This window comes from Rhodococcoides kyotonense (genome assembly GCF_001645385.1).
GTDB lineage: Bacteria > Actinomycetota > Actinomycetes > Mycobacteriales > Mycobacteriaceae > Rhodococcoides > Rhodococcoides kyotonensis_B.
In genome coordinates this window covers 347599-364670 of the sequence record NZ_LVHI01000012.1, presented here as the reverse complement: position 1 = coordinate 364670, position 17072 = coordinate 347599, and the positions used below count along the sequence as shown (strand labels likewise).

The 17072-nt window shown below is 65.6% G+C and carries 15 protein-coding genes; 8 read left to right on the top strand and 7 right to left on the bottom strand.

Annotation, left to right across the window (positions count from 1 at the left end; translation table 11 throughout):
• The first annotated feature begins 11 nt into the window (after positions 1-11).
• The 3 genes from A3K89_RS09735 to A3K89_RS09725 are packed head-to-tail and all read left to right on the top strand — an operon-like array spanning position 12 to position 3120.
• Positions 12-1211, top strand: a complete 1200-nt coding sequence (locus A3K89_RS09735) for a CaiB/BaiF CoA transferase family protein (protein ID WP_068424574.1) — start codon at positions 12-14, stop codon at positions 1209-1211.
• Positions 1211-2134 (top strand): hydroxymethylglutaryl-CoA lyase, encoded by a 924-nt coding sequence (locus tag A3K89_RS09730; RefSeq protein WP_068424573.1) that lies wholly within the window; start codon positions 1211-1213, stop codon positions 2132-2134. Before A3K89_RS09735 ends, A3K89_RS09730 begins: the two co-directional genes overlap by 1 nt.
• The gene (locus tag A3K89_RS09725; RefSeq protein WP_068426013.1) at positions 2131-3120 is read left to right on the top strand and encodes a 2-hydroxyacid dehydrogenase; all 990 of its coding nucleotides are present in this window, start codon (positions 2131-2133) and stop codon (positions 3118-3120) included. The genes A3K89_RS09730 and A3K89_RS09725 overlap by 4 nt, the downstream gene beginning before the upstream one ends.
• Here A3K89_RS09725 and A3K89_RS09720 read toward each other — a convergent pair.
• Both A3K89_RS09720 and A3K89_RS09715 read right to left on the bottom strand, forming a co-directional pair.
• On the bottom strand, positions 3108-3884 hold the full coding sequence (locus A3K89_RS09720) for an IclR family transcriptional regulator (protein WP_254303481.1): 777 nt from the start codon (positions 3882-3884) through the stop codon (positions 3108-3110). The genes A3K89_RS09725 and A3K89_RS09720 overlap by 13 nt on opposite strands.
• 9 nt (positions 3885-3893) lie before the next feature.
• Positions 3894-5330, bottom strand: coding sequence for a dihydrolipoyl dehydrogenase family protein (locus A3K89_RS09715; protein WP_068424566.1), 1437 nt, complete (start codon positions 5328-5330; stop codon positions 3894-3896).
• A gap of 29 nt (positions 5331-5359) precedes the next feature.
• On the opposite strand from A3K89_RS09715, the gene A3K89_RS09710 reads away from it, so the two are divergent.
• Positions 5360-6118: an SDR family oxidoreductase gene (locus A3K89_RS09710; RefSeq protein WP_068424563.1), complete on the top strand. Its 759-nt coding sequence runs from the start codon at positions 5360-5362 to the stop codon at positions 6116-6118.
• Here A3K89_RS09710 and A3K89_RS09705 read toward each other — a convergent pair whose 3' ends face one another.
• Positions 6119-6364: a DUF2630 family protein gene (locus A3K89_RS09705; RefSeq protein ID WP_068426010.1), complete on the bottom strand. Its 246-nt coding sequence runs from the start codon at positions 6362-6364 to the stop codon at positions 6119-6121.
• A 34-nt stretch (positions 6365-6398) separates the two neighbouring features.
• On the bottom strand, positions 6399-7163 hold the full coding sequence (locus A3K89_RS09700; protein ID WP_068424560.1) for a crotonase/enoyl-CoA hydratase family protein: 765 nt from the start codon (positions 7161-7163) through the stop codon (positions 6399-6401).
• A 61-nt stretch (positions 7164-7224) separates the two neighbouring features.
• Between A3K89_RS09700 and A3K89_RS09695 the strand changes: the two genes are divergently transcribed.
• Positions 7225-7824: a TetR/AcrR family transcriptional regulator gene (locus A3K89_RS09695; protein ID WP_068424557.1), complete on the top strand. Its 600-nt coding sequence runs from the start codon at positions 7225-7227 to the stop codon at positions 7822-7824.
• Positions 7821-9446 (top strand): acyl-CoA dehydrogenase family protein, encoded by a 1626-nt coding sequence (locus A3K89_RS09690; protein WP_068424554.1) that lies wholly within the window; start codon positions 7821-7823, stop codon positions 9444-9446. The genes A3K89_RS09695 and A3K89_RS09690 overlap by 4 nt, the downstream gene beginning before the upstream one ends.
• Positions 9447-9560: 114 nt before the next feature.
• On the opposite strand, the gene A3K89_RS09685 is transcribed toward A3K89_RS09690, so the two are convergent.
• A complete protein-coding gene (locus tag A3K89_RS09685) occupies positions 9561-10526 on the bottom strand; it encodes a type IV toxin-antitoxin system AbiEi family antitoxin domain-containing protein (protein WP_254303480.1) in 966 nt (321 codons plus the stop codon).
• A 102-nt stretch (positions 10527-10628) separates the two neighbouring features.
• Positions 10629-12278 carry a glucose-6-phosphate isomerase gene (gene pgi, locus A3K89_RS09680; protein ID WP_068424550.1) on the bottom strand — a complete coding sequence of 550 codons (1650 nt, stop codon included), beginning with the start codon at positions 12276-12278 and terminating at the stop codon, positions 10629-10631.
• Positions 12279-12358: 80 nt separating this feature from the next.
• Here pgi and A3K89_RS09675 point away from each other — a divergent pair, with 80 nt between their 5' ends.
• A complete protein-coding gene (locus A3K89_RS09675) occupies positions 12359-13810 on the top strand; it encodes an NAD-dependent succinate-semialdehyde dehydrogenase (protein ID WP_068424547.1) in 1452 nt (483 codons plus the stop codon).
• Between the two features lie 96 nt (positions 13811-13906).
• Here A3K89_RS09675 and A3K89_RS09670 read toward each other — a convergent pair whose 3' ends face one another.
• Positions 13907-14197 carry a chorismate mutase gene (locus A3K89_RS09670; protein WP_068424545.1) on the bottom strand — a complete coding sequence of 97 codons (291 nt, stop codon included), beginning with the start codon at positions 14195-14197 and terminating at the stop codon, positions 13907-13909.
• Between the two features lie 316 nt (positions 14198-14513).
• Between A3K89_RS09670 and pcrA the strand changes: the two genes are divergently transcribed.
• The gene (gene pcrA / locus A3K89_RS09665; RefSeq protein ID WP_068424543.1) at positions 14514-16961 is read left to right on the top strand and encodes a DNA helicase PcrA; all 2448 of its coding nucleotides are present in this window, start codon (positions 14514-14516) and stop codon (positions 16959-16961) included.
• The last annotated feature ends 111 nt before the right edge of the window (positions 16962-17072 follow it).

Here is a 17072-nt window from a genome sequence, read left to right as displayed (position 1 = left end):
GGTAATTGACCATGAACGCACTCCCACTGAGCGGAGTTCGAGTACTCGAACTCGGTAACTACATCGCCGCACCGACCGCGGCCCGAATGCTGGCCGACTTCGGTGCCGAGGTGATCAAGGTGGAGCGTCCCGGTACCGGAGACGAACTCCGCAACTGGCGCCTCTACTCCGGCACGACGTCGATGCTGTACCGCACGATCAATCGCAACAAGAAGTCGATCGTGCTGGACCTGCGCACCGAGCAGGGCCGTCAGGACGTCATCGACCTCGCCGCGAAGTGCGACATCGTGCTCGAGAACTTCCGGCCGGGGACACTGGAGAAATGGGGGCTCTCGCCCGAGATTCTCAGCGAGAAGAATCCCGATCTGATCATCACCCGTATCTCGGCGTTCGGGCAGACCGGACCGATGTCGGAACGGCCGGGCTTCGCCGCGGTCGCCGAGTCCTACGGAGGATTTCGCAACCTCGTCGGCGATCCCGACCGGCCGCCGGTACGCGTCGGCGTGTCCATCGGAGACTCGATCGCAGGCCTGTACGCCGCATTCGGTTGTGTCATGGCCCTTTTCCAGCGGCAGACAGCCAAGGAGACGCTGTCGCTGGAGCAGCGCTCGATCGACGTCGCTCTCAACGAGTCGATTCTGTCGATGATGGAGTCGCTCATTCCGGACTATCTCGCGTACGGCGTCGAACGCGAACGCACCGGCGGCCGCATGGAAGGTATCGCGCCGTCGAACGCGTACATGTGCAACGACGGCAAGTCCGTCGTCGTAGCGGGCAACGGCGACGCCATCTTCCAGCGCTACATGAACACGATCGAACGTCCCGATCTCGGAGCCGACCCGGAACTGGCGACCAACGCAGGTCGCTGGAAGCGTCGTGACGAACTCGATGCGGCCATCAGCGCGTGGACCGGAATGCGTTCTCGTGACGAAGCTTTGAAGCAGCTCGACGCCGCAGGAGTGCCGTCGGGACCGATCTACACCGCGGCCGACGTCGTCGCCGACGAACAGTACGCGGCACGAAACATGATCCAGCACTTCGAGGTCGACACCGGCGCGGACGAGCCGGCCGACGTGGGGTTCGTCGGGGTTGTGCCCGTCATCGGCGACCGCTCGCTCCCCATCCGATCGGTGGGGCCCGACCTCGGCGAGCACACCCGCGAAGTACTCTCGACCTTGCTCGGACGCACCGACGAAGAGATGGACGCCTGATGTTCCAGTTCACCCCCACCGCCGAACTCCGGGACGTCACGTTGCGTGACGGTCTGCAGCTGACCGGGAAACTACTGTCGACGGAAAGAAAGCTCGACGTCGCCAGAAGCCTGCTCGCAGCCGGTGTTCCGTCGCTCGAGATCGGATCCATGGCACGCGGTGATCTGGTGCCGCCGATGGCGAACACGCTCGAAGTCATCAGCGAATTGACGGACGAGGAACTGGAGAAGTGCTGGGTCTGGGTGGCCACGCCCAGGCACATCGAAAAGGCCGCCGCGGCAGGGGCGCGCAACTTTCAGTACTGCTTCTCGGCGTCGGATTCGCACAACAAGGCCAACATCGGCCGCCTCACCGAGGACAGCCTCGCGGCGATGCCCGACGCCGTGGAGATCACGCGCAGCGTCGACGGGCAGATCCAGCTGTGCATCGCGACGTCGTTCACCTGCCCGTTCGAAGGGCAGGTGCCGCAGGAGCGTGTACTCGACATCGCGCGCGACGAGCGTGCGCACGGGGCAACGGACATCGTCGTCTGCGACACCCTCGGGCAGGCCGTTCCGGCACAGGTATCGTCGCTGATCACCCGCGTCGTCGACGAAACACCGCAGCGCCGCATCGTCTTCCACGGTCACGACACGTGGGGACTCGGTGTGGCCAACACCCTCGCCGCCATCACCGCGGGCGCAGCGATGGTCGACGGCTCACTCGGTGGCCTCGGCGGGTGCCCGTTCGCACCCGGTGCAAGCGGCAACACCTCGAGCGAGGACATTCTGTTCGCGACGCGACCCGACTGGTTCCAGCCCGATACGCTGGCCACCATGGTGGATTTGTCGGAGAAACTTCTCGCCGAACTGGGCGAGCCCATGCGTTCCAAGACCGTTCAGGGTGCGCATTCGTCAGCAGACAAGTTCGAGTGGGTGCTGTGAGCCGCATCCTCGTCACCCACCCGATTCCCGCGCCCGGCATGGACATTCTCGCCGCGGCAGGCGAGGTGGAGGTCCTCGAGCTCGACCACGACGGTTTGGTGGAGCGATGCGCCTCCGGTGACTATTCGGTCGTCGTGTCGCAACTGCGCGACAAGTTCGATGCCGAGCTGCTGGCGTCGGCCAAGCTCGTCGGTATCTCGAACTATGCCGTCGGATTCGACAACATCGACGTCGCTGCGGCCACGGCGCGCGGCATCACCGTCGGGAACACGCCTGGGGTACTGACGGATTCGACCGCCGACATCGCGCTGTTGCTGATGCTGGCGGCCGCGCGGCGTGCGATCGAGTCGGACAATCTCGTCCGTTCCGGCGGATTCACCGGGTGGAAGCCCGAATTCATGCTCGGCACCGACGTGTCCGGTCGTGTTCTCGGGCTCGCAGGGTTCGGCCGAATCGCACGGGCGACGGCGCGTCGAGCTCTCGGATTCGGCATGACGGTCAAGTTCTGCCCGCGTCCGCCGTCGGACCGCGAGGTCAGCGACGAGGAATTGGGTGAGTTCGCCGGACGCGTCGAGCACGTGTCGTGGGACGAGCTCGTCGCGACGAGCGACTTTCTGTCCCTGCACGTTCCGCTGAGCGAGTCGACGCATCACCTCGTCGACACACGGGTGCTGCACGCGATGAAGAACTCCGCGATCCTGATCAACACCGCGCGCGGACCCGTCGTCGACGAGGCTGCGTTGGTGACGGCGTTGCGCGAGAGAGTCATCGCGGGTGCGGGCCTGGACGTGTACGAGCGGGAACCGGAGTTGGAACCGGGGCTCGCGGGACTACCGAACACGGTGTTGCTACCGCACGTCGGGAGCGCGACGGTGTCGGTGCGGTCCGAGATGGCCCGATTGTGCGCCGAGAACGCGGCAGCCATGGCGACCGGCTCGCTACCGCCGCATCCGGTCAATCCCGAAGCGTGGGGTCACGCCGGGTAGCGGCCACCGAGGGTTCGGGTGATCTGCTCGGCGTGCGAGACGAGCAGGTCCACCCATTCCTCGCACTGCGACAACGGCATTCGAAGTGTCGGGCCGCTGATGGTCACGGCACCGATGATGTCGGCGGCGGAGTCGAACACCGGCGCCGACAACCCCGACGCACCGGTCTCGCGTTCACCGGTCGTGATGGCGTAGCCGTCGGCGCGGGCCCGGTCGACCGCGGCGCGCAGCGTGTCCTTCTGCGTGATTGATTCGGCCGTCATCTGTTCGAGGGTGCCCGACAGGATGCGGTCTGCGAGTGCCGAATCGTAAGCGAGCAGCACACGGCTCGCCGATCCGACGTTCAGCGGAATCACCTTGCCGACGTACATGTCTCGGCGTAGTGCATGCTTCGTCTCGGCGATCGCGACGCACACGCGATAGTTCTGTTCCGGCCGGAAGAAGCAGGCGGTTTCGCCCGTGAGGTCTCGAACCTCCTTGAGTACCGGGTTCACGATGGAGAGGACGTCGAGATCCTTTGTGGCCGTTGCTGCCCAGTACGCCATCCGGACGCCGATGCGGATCCGATCTCCGGCGCGGTCGAGGAAACCCTGTGCGACGAGGTTGGTGACCAGGCGTTGCACCGTCGACGTCGGAATTCCGGTGCTCTGCTGGATCTCACCGAGCGTCAGCGACGGACGGTCGAACGAGAACGCGTCGAGAATCTCGGTGATCTTGCCCAACACCAACAGCGGCTGCTGTTTCGATCCGGTTTCCTGGCTCACGCGTCCAATCTACGTCCTGCGAGACTCCAGCAGCCGCAACCACACCTCGCTCACCGTCGGGTACGACGGGACCGCGTGCCACAGGTCGTCGAGAGTCACCTTGCCGACGACGGCAACCGTTGCGGCATGGACCAACTCGGCGACGCCGGGTCCGACGAACGTGGCTCCGACGACGATGTCCTTCGCCCGGTCCACCACCAGTTGCGCGTGCCCGGAGAAGTTGTCCTGCTGCAGCGACGACCCGGCCACCGCGATGTCGACGCCCAGGATCTCCACGTCGATGCCCGCGTCGCGCGCGTTCTTCTCGGTCTGCCCGACGGACGCGACCTCGAGCGCGGTGAACACGACCTGCGGGATCTGCCCGTGATCTGCCGTCGCCGAGAATCGCTTGCCGTCGAGCGGCGTGCCGTCCGCACGCGCCGCGATGACGTCGCCCGCGACGCGTCCCTGGTACTTGCCCATGTGAGTCAGCTGCGCGCGTCCGTTGACGTCGCCGACCGCGTAGAGCCACGGAATGCCAGGCACCTGTAGATGGTAGTCGACCTCGACGGTGGCGCCGTCCTCCAACCCGACTGCCGACAGGCCGACATCGCCGCTGGTCGGCTTTCTGCCTGCGGCAACGACGATTTCGTCGACGGTGATCGTCTCGCCGCCCACGGTCAGTTCGGCAGGGCCGCCGTGGATTCTGCCGATGCCCGTGTCGTTCACGTCGGGTCGCGACACGTTCGTCACGTCCGCGTGGAACACGATCCTCGCGCCTCGCGCGCGTAGTGCGTCCGCGACGAGTTCGCTCGCGAACGGCTCGGCGTTCGACAGCAACGACCCGCCGCGCACGAGCATCGTCACCTCGGCACCGAGCGACAGCAACCACGTCGCGCTCTCGCTGGCGACGACCCCGCCACCGATAACTGCGACGCGCGTCGGCACCTCGTGCATGTTGGTCGCGTCGCGCGAGGTCCACGGCAACGCCTCGCGCAGACCGGGAGTGCCGGGAATCGACGCCGTCGTACCGGTCGCGAGAACGATGGCATGTCGCGCGGTCAGCGTACGGCCGTCGACATCGACGGTCTTCTCACCCGAGATACGGCCGTGGCCACGTACGACGGAAATGCCCTCGGACTCGGCCCAGTCGACCTGCGACGAATCGTCGAGCGCATGCGTGAACGAGTCCCGACGCGCAAGGACCGCAGGCACGTCGAGCGGCTTGTCGCCGACCAGCTCCTCGACGCCGGGCATGTTGCGCGCGGCGTCGAGCACCTGGCCCGGACGAAGCAGCGCCTTGCTGGGCATACACGCCCAATACGAGCACTCGCCACCGACGAGTTGGTGCTCGACGATGACGGCAGTGCGGTCACTGCCGGCGATCGCGTAACTGGCCGCGTTCTCGCCGACGGGTCCGCCGCCGATGACGATGACGTCGAATTCGTCCGTGCTCGCTGAGGTCATTTCTCCAGAGTGACATAGGCTCGTCGGCCATGGGGCAGAGGAGACAGAAGATTCTGATCACCGGCGCGAGCTCGGGCCTGGGGGAGGAGATGGCCCGGCGGTTCGCCGCGAAGGGGCGCGATCTCGCATTGTGTGCGCGGCGACTCGATCGATTGAAGAGCCTGCGCGAGGAATTGGTTGCGCAACATCCCGACATCACGGTTGCCGTCCGAGCACTCGACGTGACCGACCACGAGGCCGTCGTCGCCGCGTTCGGTGAGCTACGAGACGAAGTGGGCGGGCTCGACCGGGTCGTCGTCAACGCGGGTCTCGGCAAGGGCGCCAAGATCGGAAGCGGTCGAGCCGACGCGAACCTCGCCACGGCTCGAACCAATTTCGTCGGTGCCCTGTCGCAGACCGAGGCAGCGCTCGAGATCTTTCGGGCGCAGAAGTTCGGACACCTGGTGCTCGTGTCGTCGATCAGCGCGGACCGCGGCCTCCCGGGCGCGAAAGCTGTCTACTCCGCCAGCAAGGCAGGCGTCGCCGCACTCGGTGAAGCACTGTCGACGGAACTGGCAGGCACCGACATCGCCGTCACGACGCTGCTGCCCGGCTTCATCGCCACCGACATGTCCGCGAAAGCAGGCGACGCGTCGTCCATGACGGCAAGCCTGGACGAGGGCGTCACCGCAATGGTCGACGCCATCGAGAAGGAATCGCGACGCGTCGCCCTGCCCGGCCTGAAGTGGCAGGGCATCGACCTGGCCCTGCGCTTCCTGCCCAACGAGCTGACGAACCGCTTCGTGTAGTTACTGCAGGTAGTGCTCGACCTGTTCGACGCTGTTGACCTGGGCGTCGTCCGGGTTCTGTCCCGCATCGAGACGGGCGCGGCGCTGACGCAGCAGGTCCCAGCACTGGTCGAGCGCACGCTCGATCGATGCCAGCTGGGCCTTCTCGTCACTCGGGTCGATCTCGCCGGCTTCGGTCTGCGACCTGAGCTTGTGCTCGGTGGCGACCAACTGCTCGATCTTGCTGTAGATGTCGTGCTCGCTCATGAGTTCACGGTAGTCCTGCGTTGGCGATCCGTCGTCACGACGTGGCTGCCCCATGCCTTCCGGCGCCTGCGGCGAACGCCTGCGCACCGTTCAGCGCGTCGGCCGACATGGAGATGACGCCGTGTCGGAATTCGTTCACGAGGGCTGCATCCTCGACGAGCCCGTCCTGTTCGAGCAGAGACAGCCTGTCGCGTCGCATGCAGGTCTGCGGGAACGAGGCGAGCGCCCCGGCCAACTCTTCGGCTTCCCGACGCGCATGCCCGACGGGCACGACCCGGTTGGCCAGGCCGATCGCGAGCGCCTCGTCGGCGTCGACCGCGCGGCCGGTCAGAATGAGATCCATCGCACGTGATGCGCCGATGAGCCTCGGCAAGCGGACGGTTCCGCCGTCGATCAACGGAACGCCCCATCGGCGGCAGAACACGCCGAACGTCGCGTCGGCCTCGGCGACACGGAGATCGCACCACAGCGCGAGTTCGAGTCCTCCGGCGACGGCGTACCCGGACACCGCGGCGATGACCGGTTTGGACAGGTGCATGCGGGTCGGCCCCATCGGACCGTCGCCGTGTTCCGTTGCGTGATTGGATCGTTCGGTACCGAGCGCCTTGAGATCGGCGCCAGAGCAGAACGTCCCGCCTTCGCCCCAGAGAACCGCGACGGCCGCGTCGTCGTCGGCATCGAAGTCCTCGAACGCGGCGACGAGCTCGGCCGCCGTCGGACCGTCGACGGCATTCCTGGACTCGGGGCGCGACAGCACGATCGTCGTGACGGGCCCGGAGCGCTCGATCCTCACTGCCATGCAGTCGACGGTACCCAGCAGGCCTTGCTTGAAGCAATGAATCGGTGCTTCAATCCTTGACATGCCGTACCGCCGCACGGAGTCCGTGCAAGCCAGGCTCGACGCCGGCAGAGAGAAGCTGTTCGCGTCCGCCGTCGAGGTGCTGTCGACGCAGGGCTACAAGGGTCTGTCCATCGCTTCCGTCGCCGCAGCGGCCGGTGTCTCGGCGGGGAGTGTCTACACCCATTTCGAGAACAAGTCCGATCTGGTCGTCGCGATCTTCCGTGAAGTATGCGGCCGCGAGGTGCAGGCCGTCGCCGACGCGGGTGCGCGCGGCACCGTCGTCGAGCGGGTCACGGCCATCGTCGAGACGTTCGCCGGCCGCGCGATGAAGAACCGGACCATGGCCTACGCGCTGCTCGCCGAACCCGTGGATGCCGCCGTCGACGCCGAACGGCTTGTCTTCCGCCGAAGCTTCACCGACGCCATCGCCGGCGCGATCACCGCGGGCATCGCCGCGGGTGACGTGCCCGAACAGAACGCACAGCTGGCGGCGGCCGCACTCGTCGGTGCCGTCGGCGAAGTTCTGGTGGGGCCGCTGAGTCCGGATCGACCGCCGGGCCCGGACGTCGTCCCCGATCTCGTCGCATTCGCCCTCCGCTCGTTAGGAGTTCGTCCATGACATTCCCCGCCACGCACAGCGTCTTCAATCAGGTCCCGGATCTACTGCCCTACGACACGTCCGACGACTTCTCGCTGCTCGAAGGTCTCGCGCGCGAGGGAGCGCAGTGGGCGTACGACGATCTCCGCGAGCTCGGCGATCTGGCCGGCAGTGTCGAGGCACAGGAGTGGGGCCGACTGGCCAACGAGCATCCACCCGTGCTTCACACACACGACCGTTACGGCAACCGCATCGACGAGGTCGAGTTCCATCCGCACTGGCACAACCTGATGTCGGTGGCTGTCGCGGGCGGTTTGCATGCCACCCCGTGGCAATGCGACCGTTCCGGCGCCCACGTCGCACGGGCCGCGAAGTTCTACGCGTGGGGCCAGGCCGACGCCGGACACATGTGCCCGATCTCGATGACGTACGCGGCAGTGCCTGCGCTGCGGCACAATTCGGAACTGGCGGCGTTGTACGAGCCGTTGTTGGCGTCGACGCACTACGACTTCGGACTCCGCGTGCCGACGGAGAAGCGAGGCCTCATCGCAGGGATGTCGATGACGGAGAAGCAGGGTGGCTCCGACGTACGCGCGAACACGACCACGGCGGTGCCGTCCTCGGACGGGACCTTTTCGATCGTCGGGCACAAGTGGTTCACGTCTGCCCCGATGTCCGACATGTTCCTGACGCTCGCGCAGGCACCCGGAGGGCTGTCGTGCTTCCTGCTGCCCCGCGTCCTTCCCGACGGTTCGCTCAATCGCATTGCACTGCAACGACTCAAGGACAAACTGGGGAACAAGTCCAACGCGTCGAGCGAGATCGAATACCAGGGTGCGACGGGATGGCTCGTCGGCGAGGAAGGACGCGGCGTCCCGACCATCATCGAGATGGTGAACATGACGCGGCTCGACTGCGTCATCGGCTCGGCGGCCGGTATTCGTGCGGGGACGATGCGGGCGGTGCACCACGCTCGGCATCGCGAGGCGTTCGGTGCGGCATTGGTCGATCAGCCACTGATGCGGAACGTGTTGTCGGACTTGATCATCGAATCCGAAGCGGCAACGACCGTGATGATGCGGTTGGCCGGGGCGACCGACCGTGCCGCCTCGGGTGACACGCAGGAAGCCGAACTGCGTCGAATCGCGTTGGCCGTCACCAAGTACTGGGTGTGCAAGCGGGCGCCGTCGCACGCGGCCGAGGCGCTCGAATGTCTCGGCGGCAACGGCTACGTCGAGGAATCGGGCATGCCCCGGCTGTACCGGGAGTCGCCGCTCATGTCCATCTGGGAAGGATCGGGCAACGTCGCGGCACTTGACTCCCTACGCGCTTTGGCCAAGCAGCCCGACACCGTCGAGGCGTATTTCACCGAGGTCGGCCTCGCAGCAGGCGCGGACTCTCGACTCGACGACGCCATCGCCCGCGTCGGCAAGGAGCTGGCCGACCGGTCCGACATCGAATACCGCGCCCGACGCGTCGTCGAGTCGATGGCCCTCGTGCTGCAGGGGTCCCTGCTCGTGCGTCACGGAGATCCCGCGGTTGCCGACGCCTTCTGCGCCAGCAGGTTGGCAGAAGACTGGGGCGGGGCCTTCGGCACCTTGCCGACGGGGGTGGATACCGCAGCGGTGTTGGCGAGGGTGTAAGCGGGGCTGCTCCCGAGCGGACTGCTCCCGCGCGGACTGCTCCCGCGCGGCAAATTTACCCTCCTATTGTGTGGGTTCGGGGTCGAAAACCGCACAACAGGAGGGTAAATCTGGTCAGCGCGGCATCGGGTTGTTACGGATACAACCAGTCGGCGCTGGCGCACGGCTCGCCAATTCGAGCGCCCGCCGGACCCGGTCCACGATGACGGCAGGCCGGGAAAGGTCGTCCCAGCCCCATCGTGCGAACGGATAGCCGACCGCGCGGATCCGATCCTCGCGATATTTCTCAGCCAGCGCGGTTGCACGGATCTCGACGGCGCTTGCCCCGTACTTGCCGACGCCGTCGAACTCGAGCACGACCGGCGGAGGTCCGAGCAAGAAGTCGACGCGGCCGAGGAAGGCGCCGCCGTCGTCGTACAGAGATGGATTGAGTAGCGGAACGAATCCTGCGTCGACGAGGATGAGTCGACTCCGTGTTTCGCCGACGCTGTCGCTGCGGTCGGTCATCGCGGCTACCGCGTCGACCGCATTCTGCACGCCCGTGCGATGCTTGGCCCGCACTACCGATTCCTGCAGTTCTCCGATCGTGACGAGCCCGCGTCGCAAAGCTGAATCACCCACGCACACAGCATGTTCGAAGTCGGTGGATCGCGCGATGTCGACGACGGTTCGCGCCGGTGTCGTCAGCCCCACTCCGTCGCGGGAGGTGTGCTCGTCGGGATCGAGGGCAGTACCGTGCACCCTCCATCGACGACTGCTCCTGGCCGTGATGCTGCGGCCGTTCGTCGTGTGCACCTGCGCGAGCGGTAGCCCCCACACATCGATGCCCCAGGCGATAGCCGCAGACTGGTGGCTCAGAACGACGGGACTGTCGAGGGCTATGGCTCGGGCCAACATCAGGTGTTGTTGCTCCGAGTCCAATGTTCCGAAGTGCTCGGACGTCACATAGGCGCCCGGCCGAATCGTCAACACCTCGCCACGTCGGCGAGCTCTGAGCAACTGCCCGTCGGACATCCCGGAAGCGAGCGCGTCGGCGCGGGAGAACAGGCCGTCGAAATCCATACTCGGTTGGACGCGCACCGACGCCGGACGGATCCCCCACGACCGAAATTTACCCTCCTATTGTGTGGCTATGGGCCTCGAAACCGCACAACAGGAGGGTAAATTTCGCCGCCGCCGTAGCTACTTCGCTCGACCCCGCTGATCCCGGTACCACCGGACCAACGCGTCGGTGGACGAGTCGGATTGCGCTGCAGGTGCTTCGGCGTCGGTCAAGACCGGTGTCAGTTCCAGTGCCTGCGTCTTGCCGAGTTCGACGCCCCACTGGTCGAACGGGTCGACGCCCCACACCATGCCCTCGACGAACACCTGGTGTTCGTACAGTGCGATGAGCTGGCCGACGACCGACGGCGTCAACTTCGGCGCGAGAATCGACGTCGACGGACGGTTGCCCGGCATCACCTTGTGCTGCACCACATCCGACGGCGTTCCTTCCGCGGCGATCTCGTCCGCGGTCTTGCCGAATGCGAGCACCTTGGTCTGCGCGAAGTAGTTGCTCATCAGCAGGTCGTGCATGCTGCCGCTGCCGTCGCGCGTCGGGAGATCGTCGGTGGGCTCGGCGAACCCGATGAAGTCGGCCGGGATCAGTCGTGTTCCCTGGTGCAGCAACTGGTAGAACGCGTGCTGACCGTTGGTTCCCGGCTCACCCCAGAAGATTTCGCCGGTCGACGTCGTCACGGGCGATCCGTCGGCTTTGACGGACTTGCCGTTGGACTCCATCGTCAGCTGCTGCAGATACGCCGGGAAGCGTGCGAGATCGTTCGAATACGGCAGCACTGCACGGGTTTCCGCGCCGAAGAAGTTGTTGTACCAGAGTCCGATGAGGCCGAGCAGCACCGGCGCGTTCTCGGCAAGGGGAGCGGTTCGGAAATGCTCGTCGACGCGGTGGAAGCCGTCCAGGAATTCTCCGAACGCCTCCTTTCCGATGACCGCCATGACCGACAGGCCGATCGCCGAGTCGACCGAGTATCGTCCGCCGACCCAGTCCCAGAATCCGAACATGTTGTCGGTGTCGATACCGAAATCGGCGACGCGTTCCGCGTTGGTCGACACCGCCACGAAATGCTTGGCGACGGCGTCCTCGCCGAGCGAGTCGACGAGCCAGCGTCGCGCAGCTGTTGCGTTGGTGAGCGTTTCGAGAGTCGAGAAGGTCTTCGACGCGATGATGAACAACGTCGTCGCCGGGTCGAGTCCGTCGAGCGCCCCGACGAGATCGGCAGGGTCGACGTTGGACACGAATTTCGCCGAGATGCCTGCGTCGGCGTAGTGGCGCAGTGCCTGATAGACCATGACGGGTCCGAGGTCGCTGCCACCGATACCGATGTTGACGACGGTCTCGATCTTCTTGCCCGTCGCGCCGACCCATTCGCCGGAGCGGACGCGATCGGTGAATTCTCCCATTCGCGTGAGGACTTCGTGAACATCGGCGACGACGTTCTGTCCGTCGACTTCCAGCTGAGCGTCGGCGGGAAGGCGAAGCGCGGTGTGCAGAACTGCCCGATCCTCGGAGGTGTTGATGTGCTCGCCCGCGAACATCGCGTCGCGACGGCCTTCGATGTCGGCTGCGCGGGCGAGTTCGACGAGAAGAGACACGGTCTCGCGGTCGATCCGGTGCTTGCTGTAGTCGATGTGCAGATCGCCCGCGGTCAAGGTGAACTCGCGGCCGCGATCCGGGTCGTCGGCGAACAGAGTTCGCAGGTCGGTCTCGCCGATGGAGGAGTGATGCGCCTTCAGGTTCGTCCAGGCCTCGGTGCCCGTGATGTCACTGCTCATATCGACAAACCCTAGTGGGCGGACGGCCCGAGTGCGCGCCTTCTCGTTTGCTGTGCAGACAGCAAGGGCAGACTGAAGGGATGCACACCTCCAAGCTCATCGAATCGATTCCTGCGAAATTGTGGATCGGCGGCCTCGCGGTCGATGCCGAGAACGGTGCGACGTTCGAGGTCAAGGATCCTGCTACCGGCAAGCCTCTCACCCGGGTCGCCGACGCCAGTGCGGGCGACGCGATCAAGGCGCTCGACGCGGCCGCCGGCGCCCAGAAGTCCTGGGGCAAGACTCCCGCTCGTGAGCGCGGTGAGATTCTGCGCGCGGTCTTCGAGAAGATCACGGCACGCGCCGACGACATCGCGGCCGTCATGACGCTCGAGATGGGTAAGGCTCTTGCCGAATCGAAGGCCGAGGTCAAGTACGGTGCCGAATTCTTCCGATGGTTTGCGGAAGAGGCCGTTCGCGTCGACGGCCGCTACACCCCGGCGCCTGCGGGCAACGGACGCATCCTGGTCACCAAGGTGCCCGTCGGGCCGGTTCTCGCCATCACACCGTGGAACTTCCCGCTCGCGATGGGGACTCGGAAGATCGGACCTGCGCTGGCGTCGGGATCGACGATCATCGTCAAGCCCGCGAGCGAGACGCCCCTGACCATGCTGTTGCTCGCGCAGCTGTTCGCCGAGGCAGGACTGCCCGAGGGTGTCCTGTCCGTGCTGACGACGTCGAAGTCCAGCGCGGTCAGCGCACCCTTGTTGGAGGATCCGCGGCTGCGGAAGCTGACGTTCACCGGCTCGACGGAGGTGGGTCGCAAGCTCGTCGAACAGTCTGCGGGCAGCTTGTTGCGGACGTCGATGGAGCTCGGCGGCAATGCGCCGTTCGTCGTGTTCGACGACGCGGACATCGACGCGGCCGTCGACGGTGCGATTCTCGCCAAGCTGCGCAACGGCGGCGAGGCGTGCACCGCTGCGAACCGTTTCCACGTCGCCAACAGCGTTCGCGAAGAATTCACGGCGAAACTCGTCGAGAAGATGAAGACGTTCACGCTCGGACCCGGCATCGATCCCGACACCAAGCTCGGGCCGCTGATCAACGCCGACCAGCTGAGCAAGGTCCAGGAACTCGTGGACGACGCCGTGAACGCCGGTGCGACGGTGGCGCTGGGCGGCGAGGCCGCAGGCGGTGACGGCTACTTCTATCCCGCGACCGTTCTCACCGACGTTCCTGCGAAAGCACGAATTCTGAAGGAAGAGGTCTTCGGACCCGTCGCACCGATCGTCGGATTCGACACCGAGGAAGAAGGAATCGCGGCCGCGAACGACACGGAATTCGGTCTCGCGTCGTACATCTACACGCAGGGGCTCGATCGAGCGCTACGGGTCGCCGACGCCATCGACAGCGGCATGGTGGGCGTCAACCGCGGAGTCATCTCGGACGCGGCGGCGCCGTTCGGTGGTGTGAAGGCTTCCGGCTTCGGTCGCGAAGGGGGAAGCGAGGGGATCGAGGAGTACCTGGAGACCAAGTACATCGCTCTGAGCTGACCGAAACGCTCGTTGTGCACGGGTTGCCGTGCACAACGAGCGTCGAGGTTGTCAGCTACCGGACGTACAGGGCCCGGCGTCCAGCGGCCCGGGTGTCTAGCGGCCGAGACGTCCGCGGCCGAGGCGGAGAAGAAGCATTGCAAGCGTGTGCCCTTCCTGGCCGAGGGCGCTGAAGCGGTCGAGAACCTTCATCTCACGGCTGTGGACCATGCGAGGACCACCCGAAGCCATGCGGGTGCGGCCGATCAACTGCGAGACCTCGGTGCGGCGCTGGATGGCGGCCAGGATCTCGGCGTCCAGGCGGTCGATCTCCTGGCGGAGATCGTCGATCTCTGCCTCGGTCGACGGCAACGTGGATTCGGAGTCGCTCTGCGTGGTGGATGCCATTTTCTCTCCTATTGTCACTTCGTGGATCGTTGGCTTGTTCGTCACCGTTACGCGGGTGCGTGGGTCGGAATGTCGGCAATTACATGAAGAAACCCCGGACCCTCGTCGAAAAGAGGACCTCGGGGCGCGCACTGCTACCGACAATCCCCTTGTCTCGTCGCTGGTAGATCGACCGACGGCAGGAGGCGGCGACGGACGGCTGTTTCGATCACCGATCCAGTTTGCCACTCGGATGCCGCCCGTGAAAAGTCGGCTGTTCGTGCGACGTCCTCGGCGATGACGTCCTGTCGGTCCCCACCGGTAATCTGGATGCGCGATGAACACGAATCTTCAGGTTGTCCCAGTGCCAGGTAAGAGCAAGTCGGAAGCGCTGTTGGAGGGGCTGAATCCCCAGCAGCGCGAGGCCGTGGTGCATTCTGGATCGCCGTTGCTCATCGTCGCAGGTGCAGGCTCGGGTAAGACGGCCGTCCTGACGCGTCGCATCGCCTACCTTCTGGCCGAGCGGGGCGTCTCTCCCGGGCAGGTACTGGCCATCACGTTCACCAACAAGGCTGCCGCCGAGATGCGTGAACGTGTTGCAGGTCTCGTCGGTCCACGCGCCAACAGCATGTGGGTGTCGACGTTCCACTCCAGCTGCGTCCGCATCCTGCGCAGCCAGGCATCGTTGCTGCCGGGTCTGAACTCGAACTTCTCGATCTACGACGCCGACGACTCGCGTCGCCTGCTGACGATGATCTCCAAGGATCTGCAGATCGACACGAAGAAGTTCTCGGCGCGGTTGTTGGCCACGCACATCTCCAACCTGAAGAACGAGCTCATCGGCCCCGAGGACGCCGCGGCGGACGCGGAGAAGGAGACCGTGGAGCTGCCGAAGCTCATCGCGCGCGTCTACGGTCACTATCAGCAGCGCCTCCGCGCCGCGAATGCCATGGACTTCGACGACCTGATCGGCGAGACCGTCGGGCTGCTTCAGGCCTTTCCACAGGTCGCCGAGTACTACCGTCGACGGTTCCGCCATGTGCTCGTCGACGAGTACCAGGACACCAACCACGCTCAGTACATGCTCGTGCGTGAGCTCGTGGGCCGTGAGGATTCCGACGGGGCACTCGAGGGCACCGTCGAGCCGGGGGAGCTGTGTGTCGTCGGTGACGCCGATCAGTCCATCTACGCGTTCCGTGGCGCGACGATTCGCAATATCGAGGAGTTCGAGCGCGACTATCCCGATGCGCGCACCATCCTGCTCGAGCAGAATTACCGGTCGACGCAGAACATTCTGTCGGCGGCCAACTCCGTCATCTCGCGTAACGCGGGCAGGCGCGAGAAGCGGCTGTGGACCGACTCCGGCGAGGGCGAGCTGATCGTCGGCTACGTCGCGGACAACGAGCACGACGAGGCGTCGTTCGTCGCGTCGGAAATCGATCGGCTGGTCGACGGCGAAGGCGTCCGCTACGACGAGGTCGCGGTCTTCTATCGCACCAACAATTCCTCCCGTGCGCTCGAAGAGATCTTCATCCGCCTCGGGCTGCCGTACAAGGTCGTCGGCGGCGTTCGGTTCTACGAGCGCAAGGAGATTCGCGACATCGTCGCCTACCTGCGTGTGTTGTCCAACGAAGACGACACCGTCAGTATGCGTCGCATTCTCAATGTGCCCAAGCGCGGAATCGGCGATCGCGCCGAGGCGTGCGTGGCCGTGCATGCCGAGCAGCGCGACATCAGCTTCGCTCGGGCTCTGCGCGACGCGGCCGACGGCAAGGTTGCGCTGCTCAACTCGCGTGCGCAGAAGTTGATCGGTCAGTTCCTCGATCTGCTCGACGAACTGCGTGACGTACTCGGCACCACGGACGGTGACGGCAACGACATCGCCGACATCGGTGACGTCGTCGAAGCCGTGCTCGATCGGACGGGCTACCGCGCCGAACTCGAAGGCAGCAGTGATCCACAGGACGGCGCGCGTCTCGACAACCTCAACGAATTGGTCAGCGTCGCACGGGAATTCACGTCGGAGGCGCGAAACCTGGCGGCCGTCGAGGCGGAGCTCGACACCGATGACGTCGTCGACGAGGATGCCGACGACGAGGGTCTACCCGAGCCCGGTTCGCTCGCGGCCTTCCTCGAACGAGTGTCCTTGGTCGCCGATACCGACCAGATTCCGGACTCCGGCACAGGTGTCGTCACGCTGATGACGCTGCACACCGCGAAGGGTCTCGAATTTCCGGTCGTCTTCGTGACGGGGTGGGAGGACGGTCAGTTCCCGCACATGCGGGCACTCGGCGATCCGCACGAATTGTCCGAGGAACGCAGGCTTGCGTACGTCGGCATCACTCGGGCGCGCCATCGGTTGTACGTGACGCGCGCGATCATGCGGTCGGCATGGGGTCAGCCGATCAACAACCCCGAATCGCGCTTCCTGCAGGAGATTCCGCAGTCCTTGATCAACTGGAAGCGTGAGGACCCGGGTATCTCCGGCCGCGCGATCGGCGGTGGACGGCCGCGATCCGGATTCGGTGGGGGCTTCGGCGGTGGCGGCTTCGGCGGCGGTGGGTTCGGCGATCGGCCGTCGACCCCCAGCTTCGGTGCGCCCCGACCCAAGAACAACACGCTGGTGCTGGCCGTCGGCGATCGCGTCAACCACGACAAGTACGGCCTCGGAACGGTCCTCGAGTCCACCGGAAGCGGTACCTCGGCGATGGTGCTCGTCGACTTCGGCACGTCCGGTCGCGTCAAGATGATGCTCATCGGTGGCGTGCCGATGACCAAGCTGTAGCTCCGCGATCCTGGGGTGCCGAGTGGCGAAACGTCGCCGAAGGTGACCGAGGGCGTCCTTTGGTCACTCTGAGTGACCGGATGGCCCCCTCGGTCGGGCGCGGGGCGCGGA